Raw genomic sequence first — 12,954 nt, 5'->3', positions numbered from 1 at the left:
GGCGCGCGCCCCCCCTCGCGGGGGGGGGCCCCCGGGGCGCGGCCGCGTGGGGTGGGGGGGGGGTGGGTGGGGGCCGGCTCCCGCGGGGGGGCTGGGCCGGGGGCGGGGGCCCCCGCGGGCCGCGCGCCGGCCGGCGGGACGGCGGCCGCCGAGGACCGGGTGGTCGCGCAGCCACCAGGCCGTGTACGGGCGGACCGTCTCGGTCGTGCCGTCCGGGAGGAGGACCCGGACGGGCTGGATCAGGGCGTCCCGCAGCGGCGGCTGCGCGAGCAGGGCCAGCGCCCGCGGCCAGGCGTCGTCGTCGACGAGGTCCAGGTCCCGCACCGCCACGATCTCCGTCGCCACCGGCGGCACCACGGCCTCCGGCAGCCGGTCGAGGACGTCCTCGCACCAGACGTCGACCGCGTCCAGGAGGCCCGCGTCGTCCGGCTCCGGGAAGTCGCCCTCGCGGGGCTCCAGATCGTCCGGGTCGAGGACGAGGTCGGCGGCGCGGACGAGCGCGAAGTTCGCGAGGACGCCGCAGGCGGCGAGCGGGCCCTCGCCCCAGCGGGCGGCCAGTTCCGCGTCGACGTGGGCGAGTTCGCCCTCGCGCATGACGGCGTCGAACGCCGACCCCGGCAGCACGAGTTCACCCGCGGGGGTGAGTTCGCCGTCCTCGTCGGGGAGGGCGAGCGCGGCCAGCCACGGTTCGTCGCCGGGCTCCAGGTCCGCGTCCCGCACGAGCCCGAGGACGGTCTCGACCAGCTCGTCCGGGTCCAGCGCCGGATCGTCCAGGTTCCAGAACTCGTCCGCCTCGACGGAGGCCGCGACCGCGCCCCGGACATGAGGGGTCGTCAGGACGGCACGGGGAGTGGCCGGGAAGGCGCCCAGCTTCTCCAGGAGCGGGTGCACGGCCTCCGGGTGGGCCACCTTCAGGCCGAGGCGGGTCAGCTCCGCCGGGGTGCCCTCCTGCGGCAGCAGGACCTGCCGGGGGCCGATCGCCGTCCGGCCCGAGTCCAGCGGCACCGGCAGGCCGGTGAGCCGGTCCGGGTCCACGCCGGCGAGGGAGTCGTAGAGCCGCCACCACCAGCCCGGCGCCCGCTCCGCGCCCGCGAGCCGGTCGATCGCCTCGGTCAGCGGCACCCGGCCCACGCCGAGCGTCCGCAGCTCGGGGCGGCGCTCCAGGCCCGCCGGGAGCAGCCCCGGGAACACCTCGGCGAGGACCGCCACCGTCTCCGCGCCCGCGCCCTCGACGACCTCCGCCTCGATCGGGCGGAGCGCCGGCACGTCCTCGGAGGCGACGGCCGGGGCGAGGAACGCGACGCGCGGCAGCCGGTCCAGGATCGCCTCGCGCAGCGCCCCGTCGAGGGGGCCCTTGCCGAGCGGGCCGGGCACGAGGTCGAGCGCTCCACTTGTCACCGGCCGCCAGTCGGCGAGGAGTTCGGCGTACGCGTCGGCGGCCCGCTGCACCAGGAAGTCCGTCAGCGGCCCCGGCGCCGGGTGCCGGCGGGTGGGGTCGAGCGGCAGGGAGGCGATCAACAGGGCGGGGATGCCGAGCGGTTCGTCGGTGGGCGTCGGCGCGTGCACGACGGGCGCGGTGCGCGGGTAGCGCGGGGCGCCGTTCTCGTCCACCGGCACGGCCCAGGTCGCCGACCAGTGCGGGCGCAGCCGCTCCTCGACCGGGCGGTCCTTGAGGAGTTCGGCGTCGAGGGGACCCGTGTGGGTGACGGTCCGCCAGCGGTGCGGGGCGTCGGCGGCCGAGTCCTCGATGCGGACGTAGCCGTCGGCGTCGGAGCGGGTCAGGGTGCGTACCCCGTCCGGGGTCTCCACGACGATCTCGGCGAGACCCGGAAGAGTGAGCAGCAGCGCGTCGTCGACGGTGGCGAGGAGCCGTTCGGCGAGGCCGTGCGCGGCGGCGTCGCGGAGCGGGAGGACGACGACGGTGTCGTATCCGTCGGGCGCGGTGCCCTCGGCGGGCAGCGGCAGCCGCAGGAGGGGTACGTGGCCGTCCCTGCGGCGCAGTTCGTCGCCGAGGCCCGGGCTGTGGCGGGCGACGTCCGCGGCGAGTTCGCGGGCCTCCGCGAGGGACCAGCGGACGCCGCCGTGCCGGCCCAGGACGGCCGGCTCGTCGGAGACGGCGAGGACGGCGGCGAAGCCGACGCCGAAGCGGCCGACGGCCGTCGCCGTGTCGGTCTCGGTGCGCTTGGCGGAGGCGCGGAGCGTCGACAGCGACTCGACGCCGGCCGCGTCCAGCGGGGCGCCGGTGTTGGCGGCGGCCAGCACGGCGGGGCTGTCCGCGTCGGCCGGGTGCAGGGTGAGGCGCAGCCGGCCGGTGGTGCGGGCGCGGGCGGCGGCGTCGGCGGCGTTCTGGGCGAGTTCGACGACGAGGCGGTCGCGGTAGCCGCCGAGGGCGAGGTCCTCCTCGGCGTTCGCGTCCTCGCGGAAGCGGGCGGGGGACGCGGCCCAGGCGTCCAGGACGCCTCTGCGGAGTCGGGCGGTGCCGAAGGGGTCGCTTCCGTCGGTCGTCGTCCGGACGGTGACGCTCACGTCTCACTCCACTCTGCAGTGCGGGTCCTTCGGTGCGGCGAAGTTACCGCGCCGGTCCGCCTCCCCTCGGTGCGGGGCGCGCCGATGCCCGGAGGGACCGTGTGGGCGGCGCGCCCCGCGACGGGGGTCAGGAGTGGCCCAGGTCCTCGGAGGTGGGGTCCGGGGGGGTCACCGAGCCGGAGTCGGCCGGCGGGTGGAGCGGGAAGGCGTCGACCGCCGTCGAGTCGAGGACCGGCTCCGCGGGCCGCGGCGGCGTCGGCATGACCGCCGCCTCCGAGTGCCCGCCGCAGCCGTACGCGAGGGAGACGACCCGCCCGTCCGCCGGGGACAGCTCGTTGGCGCACAGGCCGAAGGACTGCCGCAGCGAGCCGGCCAGCGGGATGAGGAAGGCGCAGGTCTGACAGGTGGCGGGCGCCGCCTGGGCCATCGGCGTGCGGGGGCCGAAGGACTCGTCCCAGCGGTCGGCGGCGATCCGGAGGCCGTACCGGGACAGGACGCGGGCCCGGCCCATGCCGAGCTCGTCGGCGACCGCGGCGATCGCGCCGCGCGTCGGCGTCCGGTCGGTGACCTCCGCGTCCTCCGCGTCAAGGTGGTCCGCGAGGTCGGAGGAGACGGCGGAGTTCGGCGGCGGGGCGTCCTCGCCGGTGTAGCCGGGCTCCAGGCGCGGGTCGTCCTGCTCGGTGGGGAGGAGGTCGCCGGGGCCGAGGTCGCCGGGGCGCAGCCGCTCGCTCCACGGCACCCACTCGGGCGCGAGGAGGGCGTCGGAGCCGGGCAGCAGGACGGTTTCGTCAAGCGTGACGTTCTTGGCGCGGGAGGCACGGGTGACGGTGACGGCCCAGCGCCAGCCGCGGTAGCCGGGCTCCTTGCACTCGAAGAAGTGCGTGACGACCCGGTCGCCCTCCGCGACGACGCCGGAGTGCTCGCCGACGACGCCGGGGGCGGCGGCCTCCTCGGCCGCCTCCCGGGCGAGGTCCACGGCCTCGGCGCAGAGGCGGTCCGGGGCCGGGGTACGGCTGGCTCGCGGGGTACGCGGGGTACGGTCTCGCGTCGTCGCAGCACTCACTGGTATCGCTTCTCTCCTACGCCGTCTCACGGGTGCGCCGGCCGAGGTCCGGGAGCGAGGCTCCGGGAGCGGGGCGGGCGGAGCGGACCTGAGGGCCGCATCGACGTCCGCACCCGACCGGTCTCACACGTCTCGGGCACACCTATCGTCATCCATTCTGCGGGATGCCGAAGGGGCGCGCGGCCGAGAGGAACCGCCGGTGGCGCGCTACGCACGCTACCCCGTTCGCGGGCCTGGGCCCACCTGCGCGCCCCAAGTGACCCGGATCGGGCCCGGGAGCGCACGCCGATCCGCCCCCGTCCCGGCGTGTCCCCCGGGCGGGGGACGGGGCCGACACCCCGTGGGTCGGCGGGCTCGGTTCGGGCGGGCCGCGGGTGGGGCACTATGAGGTGGTGGCAGCCGCACGGTCCTCCGGTCGAGCCCAGGATCGTCCCGGGCCGCTCCGCCGAGCGGGCCGGGCGGTGGGACGTGCGCTGCACCTGCCGTTCACGGGGACGGCGAGGGGGATCCGGCGGGCGACGCACGCGCACGGGGCCGGCGAGTCCGGGCTCGGGAAGCTGATCGAGCTGCACGCGGTGAACGGCGCCGGGGACATGATGATCACGGTGGCGCTGGCGTCGACGGTGTTCTTCTCCGTGCCGACCGACGAGGCCCGCGGCCGGGTCGCGCTCTACCTCGCCATCACGATGGCCCCGTTCACCCTCCTCGCGCCGGTCATCGGGCCGCTCCTCGACCGGCTGCCGCACGGGCGGCGGGCGGCGATGGCGGCGGCGATGGGCGCCCGGGCGGTGCTCGCGGTGGTGATGTCGGGGCTGGTGGTGACGGGCGGGCTCGCGCTGTACCCGGCGGCGCTCGGGGTGCTGGTGGCGTCGAAGGCGTACGGGGTGGTGCGGAGCGCCGTGGTGCCCCGGCTGCTGCCACCGGGCTTCTCGCTGGTGAAGGCGAACTCGCGGGTGACGCTCGCCGGGCTGCTCGCGACCGGCATCGCCGCGCCGGTCGGGGCGGGGCTCCAGCTGCTCGGGCCGCGGTGCCCGCTGTACGGGGCGTGCGCGCTGTTCCTGCTGGGCGCGTACTGGGCGGTGCGGATGCCGCACAAGGTGGACTCGGCGAAGGGTGAGCGGCGGGCGCACCTGCTGACGCACGGCGAGAAGAAGCCGAGTCTGCGGACGGTGGGTCCCGCGGTGCTGCACGGGCTGCAGGCGAACGCGGCGCAGCGGATGCTCTCCGGGTTCCTGATCTTCTTCCTGGCGTTCCTGCTGCGCGAGCATCCGCTGTCGGGGCAGTCGGCGGCGGTGTCGCTGGGGATCGTCGGCGTGGCGGCGGGGGTGGGGAACGCGTGCGGGACGGCGGCGGGGTCGCTGCTGCGGGGCCGGGGGCACCGGCCGGAGGTGATCATCGCCACGATGATCACGACGGTGCTGGCGGCGGCGGTGTGCGCGGCGGTCTTCTTCGGCGGGGTGATGGTCGCGGTGCTGGGTGCGGTCGCCGGGCTGACGCAGGCCCTGTCGAAGCTGTCGCTGGACGCGCTGATCCAGCGGGACGTGCCGGAGGTGGTGCGGACCTCGGCGTTCGCCCGGTCCGAGACGGCGCTCCAGATGGCGTGGGTGGCGGGCGGCGCGCTGGGCATCGCGATGCCGCTGAACGGGACGGTGGGGATGGCGGCGGCGGCCGGTTTCCTGGCGATCGGCGCGCTGCTCGCCGTCCGGGGCCTGCTGTCGTCGCGCGGCCCGGGCACCTCCGACCGCCCGCAGCGGGCGAAGGTGGCCTGACCCGGCCCGTACGGGCCCCCGGTCCGGCTCCTGCGGGCGGCCCGTGCGCGGCACGCCGTACCCCCGCGTGGCAGTGGCGCGGCGGCCCGATAGCCTTCGGCTCATGACCGTTGCGTTCTTCTCCGGCTCGCGCCGCCGGGCCGCCGTCGCCCTCGGGGCCGTCTCCGCCGGGCTCCTCGTCCTCACCGCCTGCGATAAGCCGACTCCGATCGCGACCGTCACGGTCGGGACCGAATCGATCAACTCCGAGGCCGCCTGCTACAACGACGGCGACCCCATCAAGGAGTCCGACGTCCAGAAGTGCCTCAACAAGAAGGCCGAGAAGTCGATCACCGTCGCCATGGACGACAAGATCCGCTTCGGTGTGGACCCGGAGATCGCCGACAACGGCTGGACCATCTTCCTGGGCGGCCAGCAGGCCGAGCCGGAGCCGTACAAGAAGACGTACCGGACCATCCCGGCCAGCGCGTTCTTCTCCGCCCAGCAGACCGGCGAGACGCCTGACGAGACGCAGGTGACGATCGTCGAGAACACTGGCAAGACGCTCACCGGCATCTGGCACTTCAAGCTGAAGAAGGAATCCTGATCCTCCGGTGCACCGCCGGATCCTGATCGTGACGGCCGTGGCGGCGGAGGCGGACTCCGTCGCCGGCGGTCTCACGACGCCCGCCCACCCGGGCGGGGACCTTCCCGTGCCGGGGGGTCTCGTGCTGCGCCGGTACGCGGACGCGGACGGCCCGCCGGCCGTGGACGTCCTCGTGGGCGGGGTGGGGCCCGCCGCCGTCGCCGCCGCGACGGGGGCCGCGCTGACCCGCGCCGCGCTCGCCGGCGAGCCGTACGGGCTCGTCGTCTCCGCCGGGATCGCCGGCGGTCTCCCGGGCCGCGCGCCGCTCGGCTCGCTCGTCGTCTCCGACGCGATCGTCGCCGCCGACCTGGGCGCCGACACCGCCGACGGGTTCGTGCCCGTCGAGGACCTGGGCTTCGGCCGCTCCGTCCATCCCGTGCCCGCCGGGCTCACCGGGCCCGTCGCCGCCGCGCTCGCGGCCGCCGGGCTCCCGCACACCACCGGTGCCGTCCTGACGGTCTCCACCGTCACCGGCAGCGCCGCCCGCGCCGCCGAGCTCGCCGCCCGCCACCCGGGGGCCGCCGCCGAGGCGATGGAGGGCTTCGGGGTCGCCGAGGCCGCCGCCGCGCACGGCACCGCCGTCCTGGAGCTGCGGGCCGTGTCGAACGCCGTCGGGCCCCGCGACCGGGCCGCCTGGCGGATCGGCGACGCCCTGGACGCCCTGCGGCACGCCGTGACCGCACTCGAATCGACCCTGTCGGAGGCCCGGCCGTGCAGCTGAAGATCGCCTACTCGCCCTGCCCGAACGACACCTTCGTCTTCGACGCCTGGGCCCACGGCCGCGTCCCCGGCGCCCCGCACCTGGACGTCACCTTCGCCGACATCGACGTCACCAACGGCTGGGCGGAGAGCGGCACCGACTCCCACGACGTCCTGAAGGTCTCGTACGCGGTCCTGCCGTGGATCCTCGACGAGTACGCGCTGCTGCCCTGCGGCGGCGCCCTCGGCCGGGGCTGCGGGCCGCTCGTGCTGACCAGGGACGCCGGGACCGGCGCGGACCTCGCCGGGAAGACGGTCGCGGTGCCGAGCGAGCGCTCGACCGCCTATCTGCTCTTCCGGCTGTGGGCGGCCGAGACCGTGCCCGGAGGGGTCGGCGAGGTCGTCGTGATGCCGTTCCACGAGATCATGCCGGCCGTCCGGGACGGCAAGGTCGACGCGGGGCTCGTCATCCACGAGGCCCGCTTCACCTACACGTCGTACGGGCTGCACCGCCTGGCCGACATGGGCGAGCACTGGGAGTCCACCACCGGTCTGCCGATCCCGCTCGGCGCGATCGTCGCCCGCCGCTCGCTCGGCGCGGAGACGCTGCGGCTGCTCGCCGACTCCGCCCGGAGCTCGGTGCGGATGGCGTGGGACGATCCGGCCGTCTCGCGGCCGTACGTCATGGAGCACGCGCAGGAGATGGACCCGAAGGTCGCCGACCAGCACATCGGGCTGTACGTGAACGAGTTCACCGCCGACCTCGGCGAGGCCGGTTACGCGGCGGTCCGGGGGCTGCTCACCCGGGCCGCGGCCGAGGGACTGGTGCCGCCCCTCGGCCCGGACGCGCTGTCCTTCCCGTGACGGGCGCCCTCAGACGTCGAGCTGGTCGGCGACCGCCCGCAGCAGGCCCGCGATCTTCTTGCCGGCCGCCTTGTCGGGGTACCGGCCGCGCTCCAGCATCGGCGTGATGTTCTCCAGGACGGTCGTCAGGTCCTGCACGATCGACGCCAGTTCGTCGGGCTTGCGGCGCTGCGCCGCCGCCACCGACGGGGTCGGGTCGAGAACCGTCACCGAGAGCGCCTGGTCACCCCGCTGACCGGCGACGACCCCGAACTCCACCCGCTGGCCCGGCTTCAGTGCGTCGACCCCGGCAGGGAGCACCGACGAGTGCACGAAGACGTCACCGCCGTCGTCGCGGGAGAGGAAGCCGAAGCCCTTCTCGCTGTTGAACCATTTGACCTTGCCGGTAGGCACGTCTGTCCCTCGTCCTCGTTGACTCGTCGGGGTAAAAGAAACAGCGGGTCGACAGGCCCGCCGGCACCAAGGCTAATGCTCCGGGGGCCCGTGACAAGACGCCGCCGAAGTGTTGCTCCGCCCAGGGAACTACCCTGGCCGGATGAGCAGTGAAACCCCTACAGGACCGGTGGACGATTCCGCGCCGGGCGACGGACTCGTCAAGGCGGGGGTCGTCGTCTTCGCGGTCGGCGCGGTCGCGACGCTGGTCACCGTGGCCCCGCTCTTCCTCGGGACCTCTCCCTTCCCGACCGTCGCCTACCTGGTGTCGATGCTGATGGGCGTCGGTTTCGCGCTCGCCGCCGCCGGGGTGCTCCGCTCGGTCGCGGCGCAGCGGCGGCAGGCGCGGCAGGGGCGGCGGGCCGCTTAGCCGCGGTACGTCTTCCACCAGGCGCGGAAGTCCGTCAGGTCCTTCAGGACCACGTCGGCGCCCGCCTCGCGGAGCTCCTCGGGGCTGCACGGGCCGGTCGCCACGGCCACCGACAGGGCGCCGGCGGCCTTCGCGCCGCGCACGTCGCCGGTGTGGTCGCCGACGTACACCGAGGCGCCGTGGGCGCGCAGCGCCTCCGCCTTGCCCTCGGCGAACAGGCCGCCGACGATCGCGTCCGGCTCGATGCCGAGGTGGGCGAAGTGCTGCTCGGCGTGCGGCCCGTTCTTGGCGGTGACGACGACGGTCCGGCCGCCGGCCTCCCGTACGGCGTCGAGGGCGTCGCGGGCGCCCGGCATGGGGACGGTCGGCCCGAAGGCGTGGATGCCGTAGAGGACGCGGTAGCGGGCGACCATCTCGGTGACCTGGTCGGCGGGCACCCAGTGGGCCATCTCCTGCTCCAGCGGCGGGCCGAGCCGGCTGACGACGAGGTCGGCGTCGACGTCGAGGCCGTACTGCGCGCCGAAGGTCTCCCAGGTCAGCCGGATGCCGGGGCGGGTGTCGAGGAGGGTCAGGTCGAGGTCGAATCCGACCGTGAGCGGGCCTGCGGGAGCGTTCGTCGTCATGGGTGACATTGTGCCCGGGTGTTCGAATTCGGCGGCTGCTTAGACTGAGCCAAGCCTTACCGAACCGCCTTCTCGCCCGATGGGTGCACATGACAGCCGCTTTCCGTTCCAGACGGGTCCTCGCGACCTCGGCGGCCGTCGTCGCCCTGCTCCTCGCCGTCCTCCTCAGCCTCGCCGTCGGCGCCCGGCCGATCGCCCCCGGCACCGTCCTCGACGCGCTCCTGCACGGGGCCGGCGGCGACGACGCCGAGGTCGTGCGGGAGCTCCGGGTCCCCCGCACCGTCATCGGGCTGATGGTCGGCGCCGCCCTCGCGCTCGCCGGCACCGCCCTCCAGGGCATCACCCGCAACCCCATCGCCGACCCCGGCATCCTCGGCATCAGCCAGGGCTCCGCGGTCGCCGTCGTCCTCGCCATCGCCTTCCTCGGCGTGCACAGCCTCTCCGGGTACGTGTGGTTCGCCTTCGCCGGCGCCGCGCTCGCCTCGGTCGCCGTCTACGCGATCGCCTCCAGCGGCCGCGGCGGCGCCACCCCCGTGAAGCTGGCCCTCGGCGGCGCGGCGATCAACGCGCTGCTGCTGTCCGTGACGACCGGCGTCCTCACCACGAAGGCCGCCGCGCTCGACGAGTTCCGGTTCTGGCAGACCGGCTCCCTGGACGGACGGGACGCCGCCACCATCGGGCAGATCTGGCCGTTCCTGCTGCTCGGCGCCGTCCTCGTGCTGTCCGTCGCCCGCGGCCTCGACGCGCTCGCCCTCGGCGAGGACGTCGCCAAGGGGCTCGGGCAGAAGGTCGCCACCGTCCGGATCGTCGGCGGCCTCGGCGCGACCGTCCTCACCGGCGCGGCCGTCGCCGCCGCCGGGCCCATCGCCTTCGTCGGCCTCGCCGTCCCCCACATCGCCCGGGCCGTCGTCGGCTCCGACCACCGGTGGGTGCTGCCGATGGCCGCGCTGATCGGACCCGTGATGGTGCTGGTCGCCGATGTCGTCGGCCGGATCGTCCTCCCGCCCGGCGAGGTCCCCGCCGGCGTCATGACCGCCCTGATCGGCGTGCCGTTCCTGGTGACCCTGGTCCGGCGGAAGGCGGTGCCCGCGTGAGCCTCGCGAAAACCCCCGTGCGCCTCGTGAAAGCCCCCGGGACCCGGCCCGCCGGATACGGGCTCGTCCGCACCGGACCCGCCTCCTTCCTGGTCCACCGGCGGTCGGTGCTCGCCGCCACGGTGCTGGTCCTGCTGCTCGCCGCGGTCTCCGTCGCGTACCTCTGCGCCGGCGAGAAGACCGTCCCGCCCGGCGAGGTCCTGACCGTCCTCACCGGCGGCGACTCCCCCGCCGCGTTCGTCGTCGAGGAGCTGCGCGTGCCGCGGCTCGTCACCGCGCTCGCCGTCGGCGCCGCCTTCGGCATCGCCGGCGCGCTCATCCAGACCGTCGCCCGCAACCCGCTCGCCTCGCCCGACATCATCGGCATCAGCCAGGGCGCCGGCGCGCTCACCGTCGGCGCGATGACCTTCGGCCTGGCCTCGTACGCGGTGCTGCCGTACCTGTCGATCGCCGGCGGCGTCCTCGCCGCCGCGCTCGTCTACGTCTTCGCCTGGCGCGGCGGACTGCACGCCACCCGCTTCGTCCTCATCGGCATCGGCTTCGCCATCGCGCTCCGGTCCCTCATCACCCTCTTCATGACCAAGGGCGACTTCCTGGTCGCCCAGCAGGCGCAGATCTGGATGACCGGCTCGCTCAACGGGCGCGGCTGGGAGGAGTCCGCACCCGTCCGCTGGACGCTGCTGATCATGCTGCCTGCCGTGCTGTGGGCCGCCCGCGCGCAGCGGACCGTCTCCCTCGACGACGCCACCGCGACCGCGCTCGGCGTCCGCCTCGGGCGGGTCCGGCTGGGGCTCGTCGCGGTCGGCGTCGTCCTCGCCTCCGTCGCGACCGGGGTCGCCGGGCCCGTCGACTTCGTCGCGCTGCTCGCCCCGCAGATCGCCCGCCGGGTGACGCGCACCGCGCAGATCCCGCTGTTCTGCTCGGCGCTGACCGGCGCGCTGATCGTCACCGCCGCCGACCTCGTCGGGCGGCGGCTGTTCTCCCCGGTGGAACTGCCGGTGGGTGTCCTCACGGCGGCGGTCGGCGCCCCGTATCTGATCTGGCTCATCGTCCGGAGCCGCACGGGAGAGAAGGCATGAGCAGACTGACGGCCCGCGGGCTGACCCTCGCCTACGAGAACCGGGTCGTCGTCGAGGACCTCGACCTCGCGGTCCCCGACGGCAAGGTGACCGTCATCGTCGGCCCCAACGCCTGCGGCAAGTCGACCACCCTGCGGGCGCTCGGCCGGCTCCTCAAGCCGGTGCGCGGCGCGGTGCTGCTCGACGGGGAGGAGCTGGCGAAGCTCCCCACCAAGGCGATCGCCCGCTCCATCGGCCTGCTGCCGCAGACGCCCGTCGCGCCCGAGGCCATCACCGTCGCGGACCTCGTCGCGCGCGGCCGGCAGCCGCACCAGGCGTGGTGGAAGCAGTGGTCCGAGGAGGACGAGCGGGCCGTCACGGAGGCCATGGCCCGCACCGACGTGACCGCCCTCGCCGACCGGTCCGTCGACGAACTCTCCGGCGGGCAGCGGCAGCGCGTCTGGATCGCCATGGCCCTCGCCCAGGAGACCGACCTGCTCCTCCTCGACGAGCCCACGACCTACCTCGACATCGCGCACCAGGTCGAGGTCCTCGACCTGGTGCGCCGCCTCAACCGCTCGCGCGGGCGGACGGTGGTCCTCGTCCTCCACGACCTCAACCAGGCCGCGCGATACGCGGACCACCTCATCGCGATGAAGGCCGGGCGGGTCGTCGCCCAGGGCCCGCCGGCCGAGGTCGTCACCGACGCCATGGTCCGGGACGTCTTCGGCCTCCCGGCGGTCGTCGTCCCCGACCCGGTGACCGGCTCCCCGCTCGTCGTCCCGGGCGCGCCCTGGGAGGACCGGGACTCAGCCGCGGCGGGCGCGGCGGAGCAGGTAGAGGGCTGACAGGACGGCGGCCGCCCGCAGGGTCCAGGGCCAGGTGTCGGCGAGGGCCGCGCCCAGGGCCTCCGGCGGGAGCGGGTCGCCCCAGCGGCCGGTCCGCCGGCCCCACAGCCAGGCGGCGGAGCCCGCCGCGGCGAGGCCCGGAAGGACCAGGACGGCCGTCTTGACCTGGGCCGGGGTCAGCCGCCGGGAGCCGTACGCGATGAGCCAGCCGCCGGCGAGGGCGAGCAGCCAGCCGAACGCCGCGCCCGCGATCAGCAGCAGCGCGGCGAGCAGCAGGAAGGGGTGGGCGACACCCCGGCGGGCCGGGGCCTCGGCCTCCTCCTCCGGCTCCTCCTCCGCCGCCTCCGGCCCGGGGCGGCGCCGGCGCAGCAGACGCGCCAGGCGGCGGGCGCGGCCCGCCGGGGCCGGCGCCTCCTCTGGCTCGTCCTCCTCCGGCGCCTCGGGCTCCGGCGGGCGGAAGAGCTCCGGCGCCTCCACGCCGCCGACGAAGCCCGGCACCATCGGGTCCAGGTCGCCGCCGGGCTCGGCCGACTCGCCGTGCCACCAGCCGCGGGGGTGGGGGACGGGGGCGGGGGCCGAGGCCGGGGCGGGCGCGGGCTTCCCGTCCGGTGGGGGCGGGGTGCCGGTGCCGGACCACCAGGCGCCGCGCTTCGGGGCGGGGATCTGAGCCGGGGGCCGGGTGCGGGCGGCGGGCCGCGTCGGGGCCGGGGCCGGGGGGTTGTTCGGGGTCGGGGTCGGGCGGCCGGCCGGGGCCGGGGGCGTACTCCTCCCGCTCCCGCCGTCGCCGTCCTTCGCCCGCGTCACGACCTCGTCCGGCGTGCCCAGGTCGCCGAGGATGCCCCGGACGGCGGACGGGGACTCCTCGCCGTACGTGGCGCGGCGGCGGTCGAGCTCGTCGCGGAGGCCCGCGGGGAGGGCGCTGCGGTCGCCCGGCGGGTGCTGCCGCGGGTGGGGCAGGTCGCCGACCACGCGCAGGGAGTGGA

13 protein-coding genes are annotated in these 12,954 nt (G+C 75.9%); 8 read left to right on the top strand and 5 right to left on the bottom strand.

Annotated elements, in window-relative coordinates:
- Positions 1-2,526: sacsin N-terminal ATP-binding-like domain-containing protein (locus ACFW1I_RS01650; RefSeq protein ID WP_384665059.1), on the bottom strand; the 2,526-nt coding region annotated here is incomplete at its 3' end.
- Positions 2,527-2,653: 127 nt separating this feature from the next.
- A complete protein-coding gene (locus ACFW1I_RS01645) occupies positions 2,654-3,589 on the bottom strand; it encodes a DUF3027 domain-containing protein (RefSeq protein WP_384665057.1) in 936 nt (311 codons plus the stop codon).
- 392 nt (positions 3,590-3,981) lie between these two features.
- Here ACFW1I_RS01645 and ACFW1I_RS01640 point away from each other — a divergent pair, with 392 nt between their 5' ends.
- The 4 genes from ACFW1I_RS01640 (at position 3,982) to ACFW1I_RS01625 (ending at position 7,546) form a co-directional block, all read left to right on the top strand.
- Positions 3,982-5,358, top strand: a complete 1,377-nt coding sequence (locus ACFW1I_RS01640) for an MFS transporter (protein WP_384665055.1) — start codon at positions 3,982-3,984, stop codon at positions 5,356-5,358.
- A 103-nt stretch (positions 5,359-5,461) separates the two neighbouring features.
- Positions 5,462-5,944, top strand: a complete 483-nt coding sequence (locus ACFW1I_RS01635; protein WP_384665053.1) for a DUF2771 domain-containing protein — start codon at positions 5,462-5,464, stop codon at positions 5,942-5,944.
- Positions 5,945-5,951: 7 nt separating this feature from the next.
- Complete coding sequence (locus ACFW1I_RS01630) at positions 5,952-6,704, top strand: futalosine hydrolase (RefSeq protein WP_384665051.1); 753 nt, start codon at positions 5,952-5,954, stop codon at positions 6,702-6,704.
- Positions 6,695-7,546: a 1,4-dihydroxy-6-naphthoate synthase gene (locus tag ACFW1I_RS01625; protein WP_384665049.1), complete on the top strand. Its 852-nt coding sequence runs from the start codon at positions 6,695-6,697 to the stop codon at positions 7,544-7,546. The genes ACFW1I_RS01630 and ACFW1I_RS01625 overlap by 10 nt, the downstream gene beginning before the upstream one ends.
- Before the next feature lie 9 nt (positions 7,547-7,555).
- Here the strand turns inward: ACFW1I_RS01625 and ACFW1I_RS01620 are convergent, their stop codons facing one another.
- Entirely contained in the window at positions 7,556-7,939 is a 384-nt protein-coding gene (locus tag ACFW1I_RS01620) for a cold-shock protein (RefSeq protein ID WP_359530043.1), read from the bottom strand.
- A gap of 142 nt (positions 7,940-8,081) precedes the next feature.
- Between ACFW1I_RS01620 and ACFW1I_RS01615 the strand changes: the two genes are divergently transcribed.
- On the top strand, positions 8,082-8,348 hold the full coding sequence (locus ACFW1I_RS01615) for a hypothetical protein (protein WP_384665047.1): 267 nt from the start codon (positions 8,082-8,084) through the stop codon (positions 8,346-8,348).
- Here the strand turns inward: ACFW1I_RS01615 and ACFW1I_RS01610 are convergent.
- The gene (locus tag ACFW1I_RS01610; RefSeq protein WP_384665045.1) at positions 8,345-8,980 is read right to left on the bottom strand and encodes an HAD family hydrolase; all 636 of its coding nucleotides are present in this window, start codon (positions 8,978-8,980) and stop codon (positions 8,345-8,347) included. The two genes, ACFW1I_RS01615 and ACFW1I_RS01610, sit on opposite strands and share 4 nt — an antisense overlap.
- An 80-nt stretch (positions 8,981-9,060) precedes the next feature.
- Between ACFW1I_RS01610 and ACFW1I_RS01605 the strand changes: the two genes are divergently transcribed.
- From ACFW1I_RS01605 to ACFW1I_RS01595, 3 genes are read left to right on the top strand one after another with little or no spacing between them, the layout of a single operon-like run.
- Positions 9,061-10,065, top strand: a complete 1,005-nt coding sequence (locus ACFW1I_RS01605; RefSeq protein ID WP_384665043.1) for a FecCD family ABC transporter permease — start codon at positions 9,061-9,063, stop codon at positions 10,063-10,065.
- Positions 10,062-11,144 carry a FecCD family ABC transporter permease gene (locus tag ACFW1I_RS01600; RefSeq protein WP_384665041.1) on the top strand — a complete coding sequence of 361 codons (1,083 nt, stop codon included), beginning with the start codon at positions 10,062-10,064 and terminating at the stop codon, positions 11,142-11,144. Before ACFW1I_RS01605 ends, ACFW1I_RS01600 begins: the two co-directional genes overlap by 4 nt.
- Positions 11,141-11,971: an ABC transporter ATP-binding protein gene (locus ACFW1I_RS01595; RefSeq protein ID WP_384665039.1), complete on the top strand. Its 831-nt coding sequence runs from the start codon at positions 11,141-11,143 to the stop codon at positions 11,969-11,971. Before ACFW1I_RS01600 ends, ACFW1I_RS01595 begins: the two co-directional genes overlap by 4 nt.
- Here the strand turns inward: ACFW1I_RS01595 and ACFW1I_RS01590 are convergent.
- Positions 11,933-12,954: hypothetical protein (locus ACFW1I_RS01590; RefSeq protein ID WP_384665037.1), on the bottom strand; the 1,022-nt coding region annotated here is incomplete at its 5' end. The genes ACFW1I_RS01595 and ACFW1I_RS01590 overlap by 39 nt on opposite strands.

It is taken from the genome of Streptomyces sp. NPDC058955 (assembly GCF_042741435.1).
Classification (GTDB): domain Bacteria; phylum Actinomycetota; class Actinomycetes; order Streptomycetales; family Streptomycetaceae; genus Streptomyces.
This window is presented reverse-complemented; position numbering and strand designations above follow the sequence as displayed.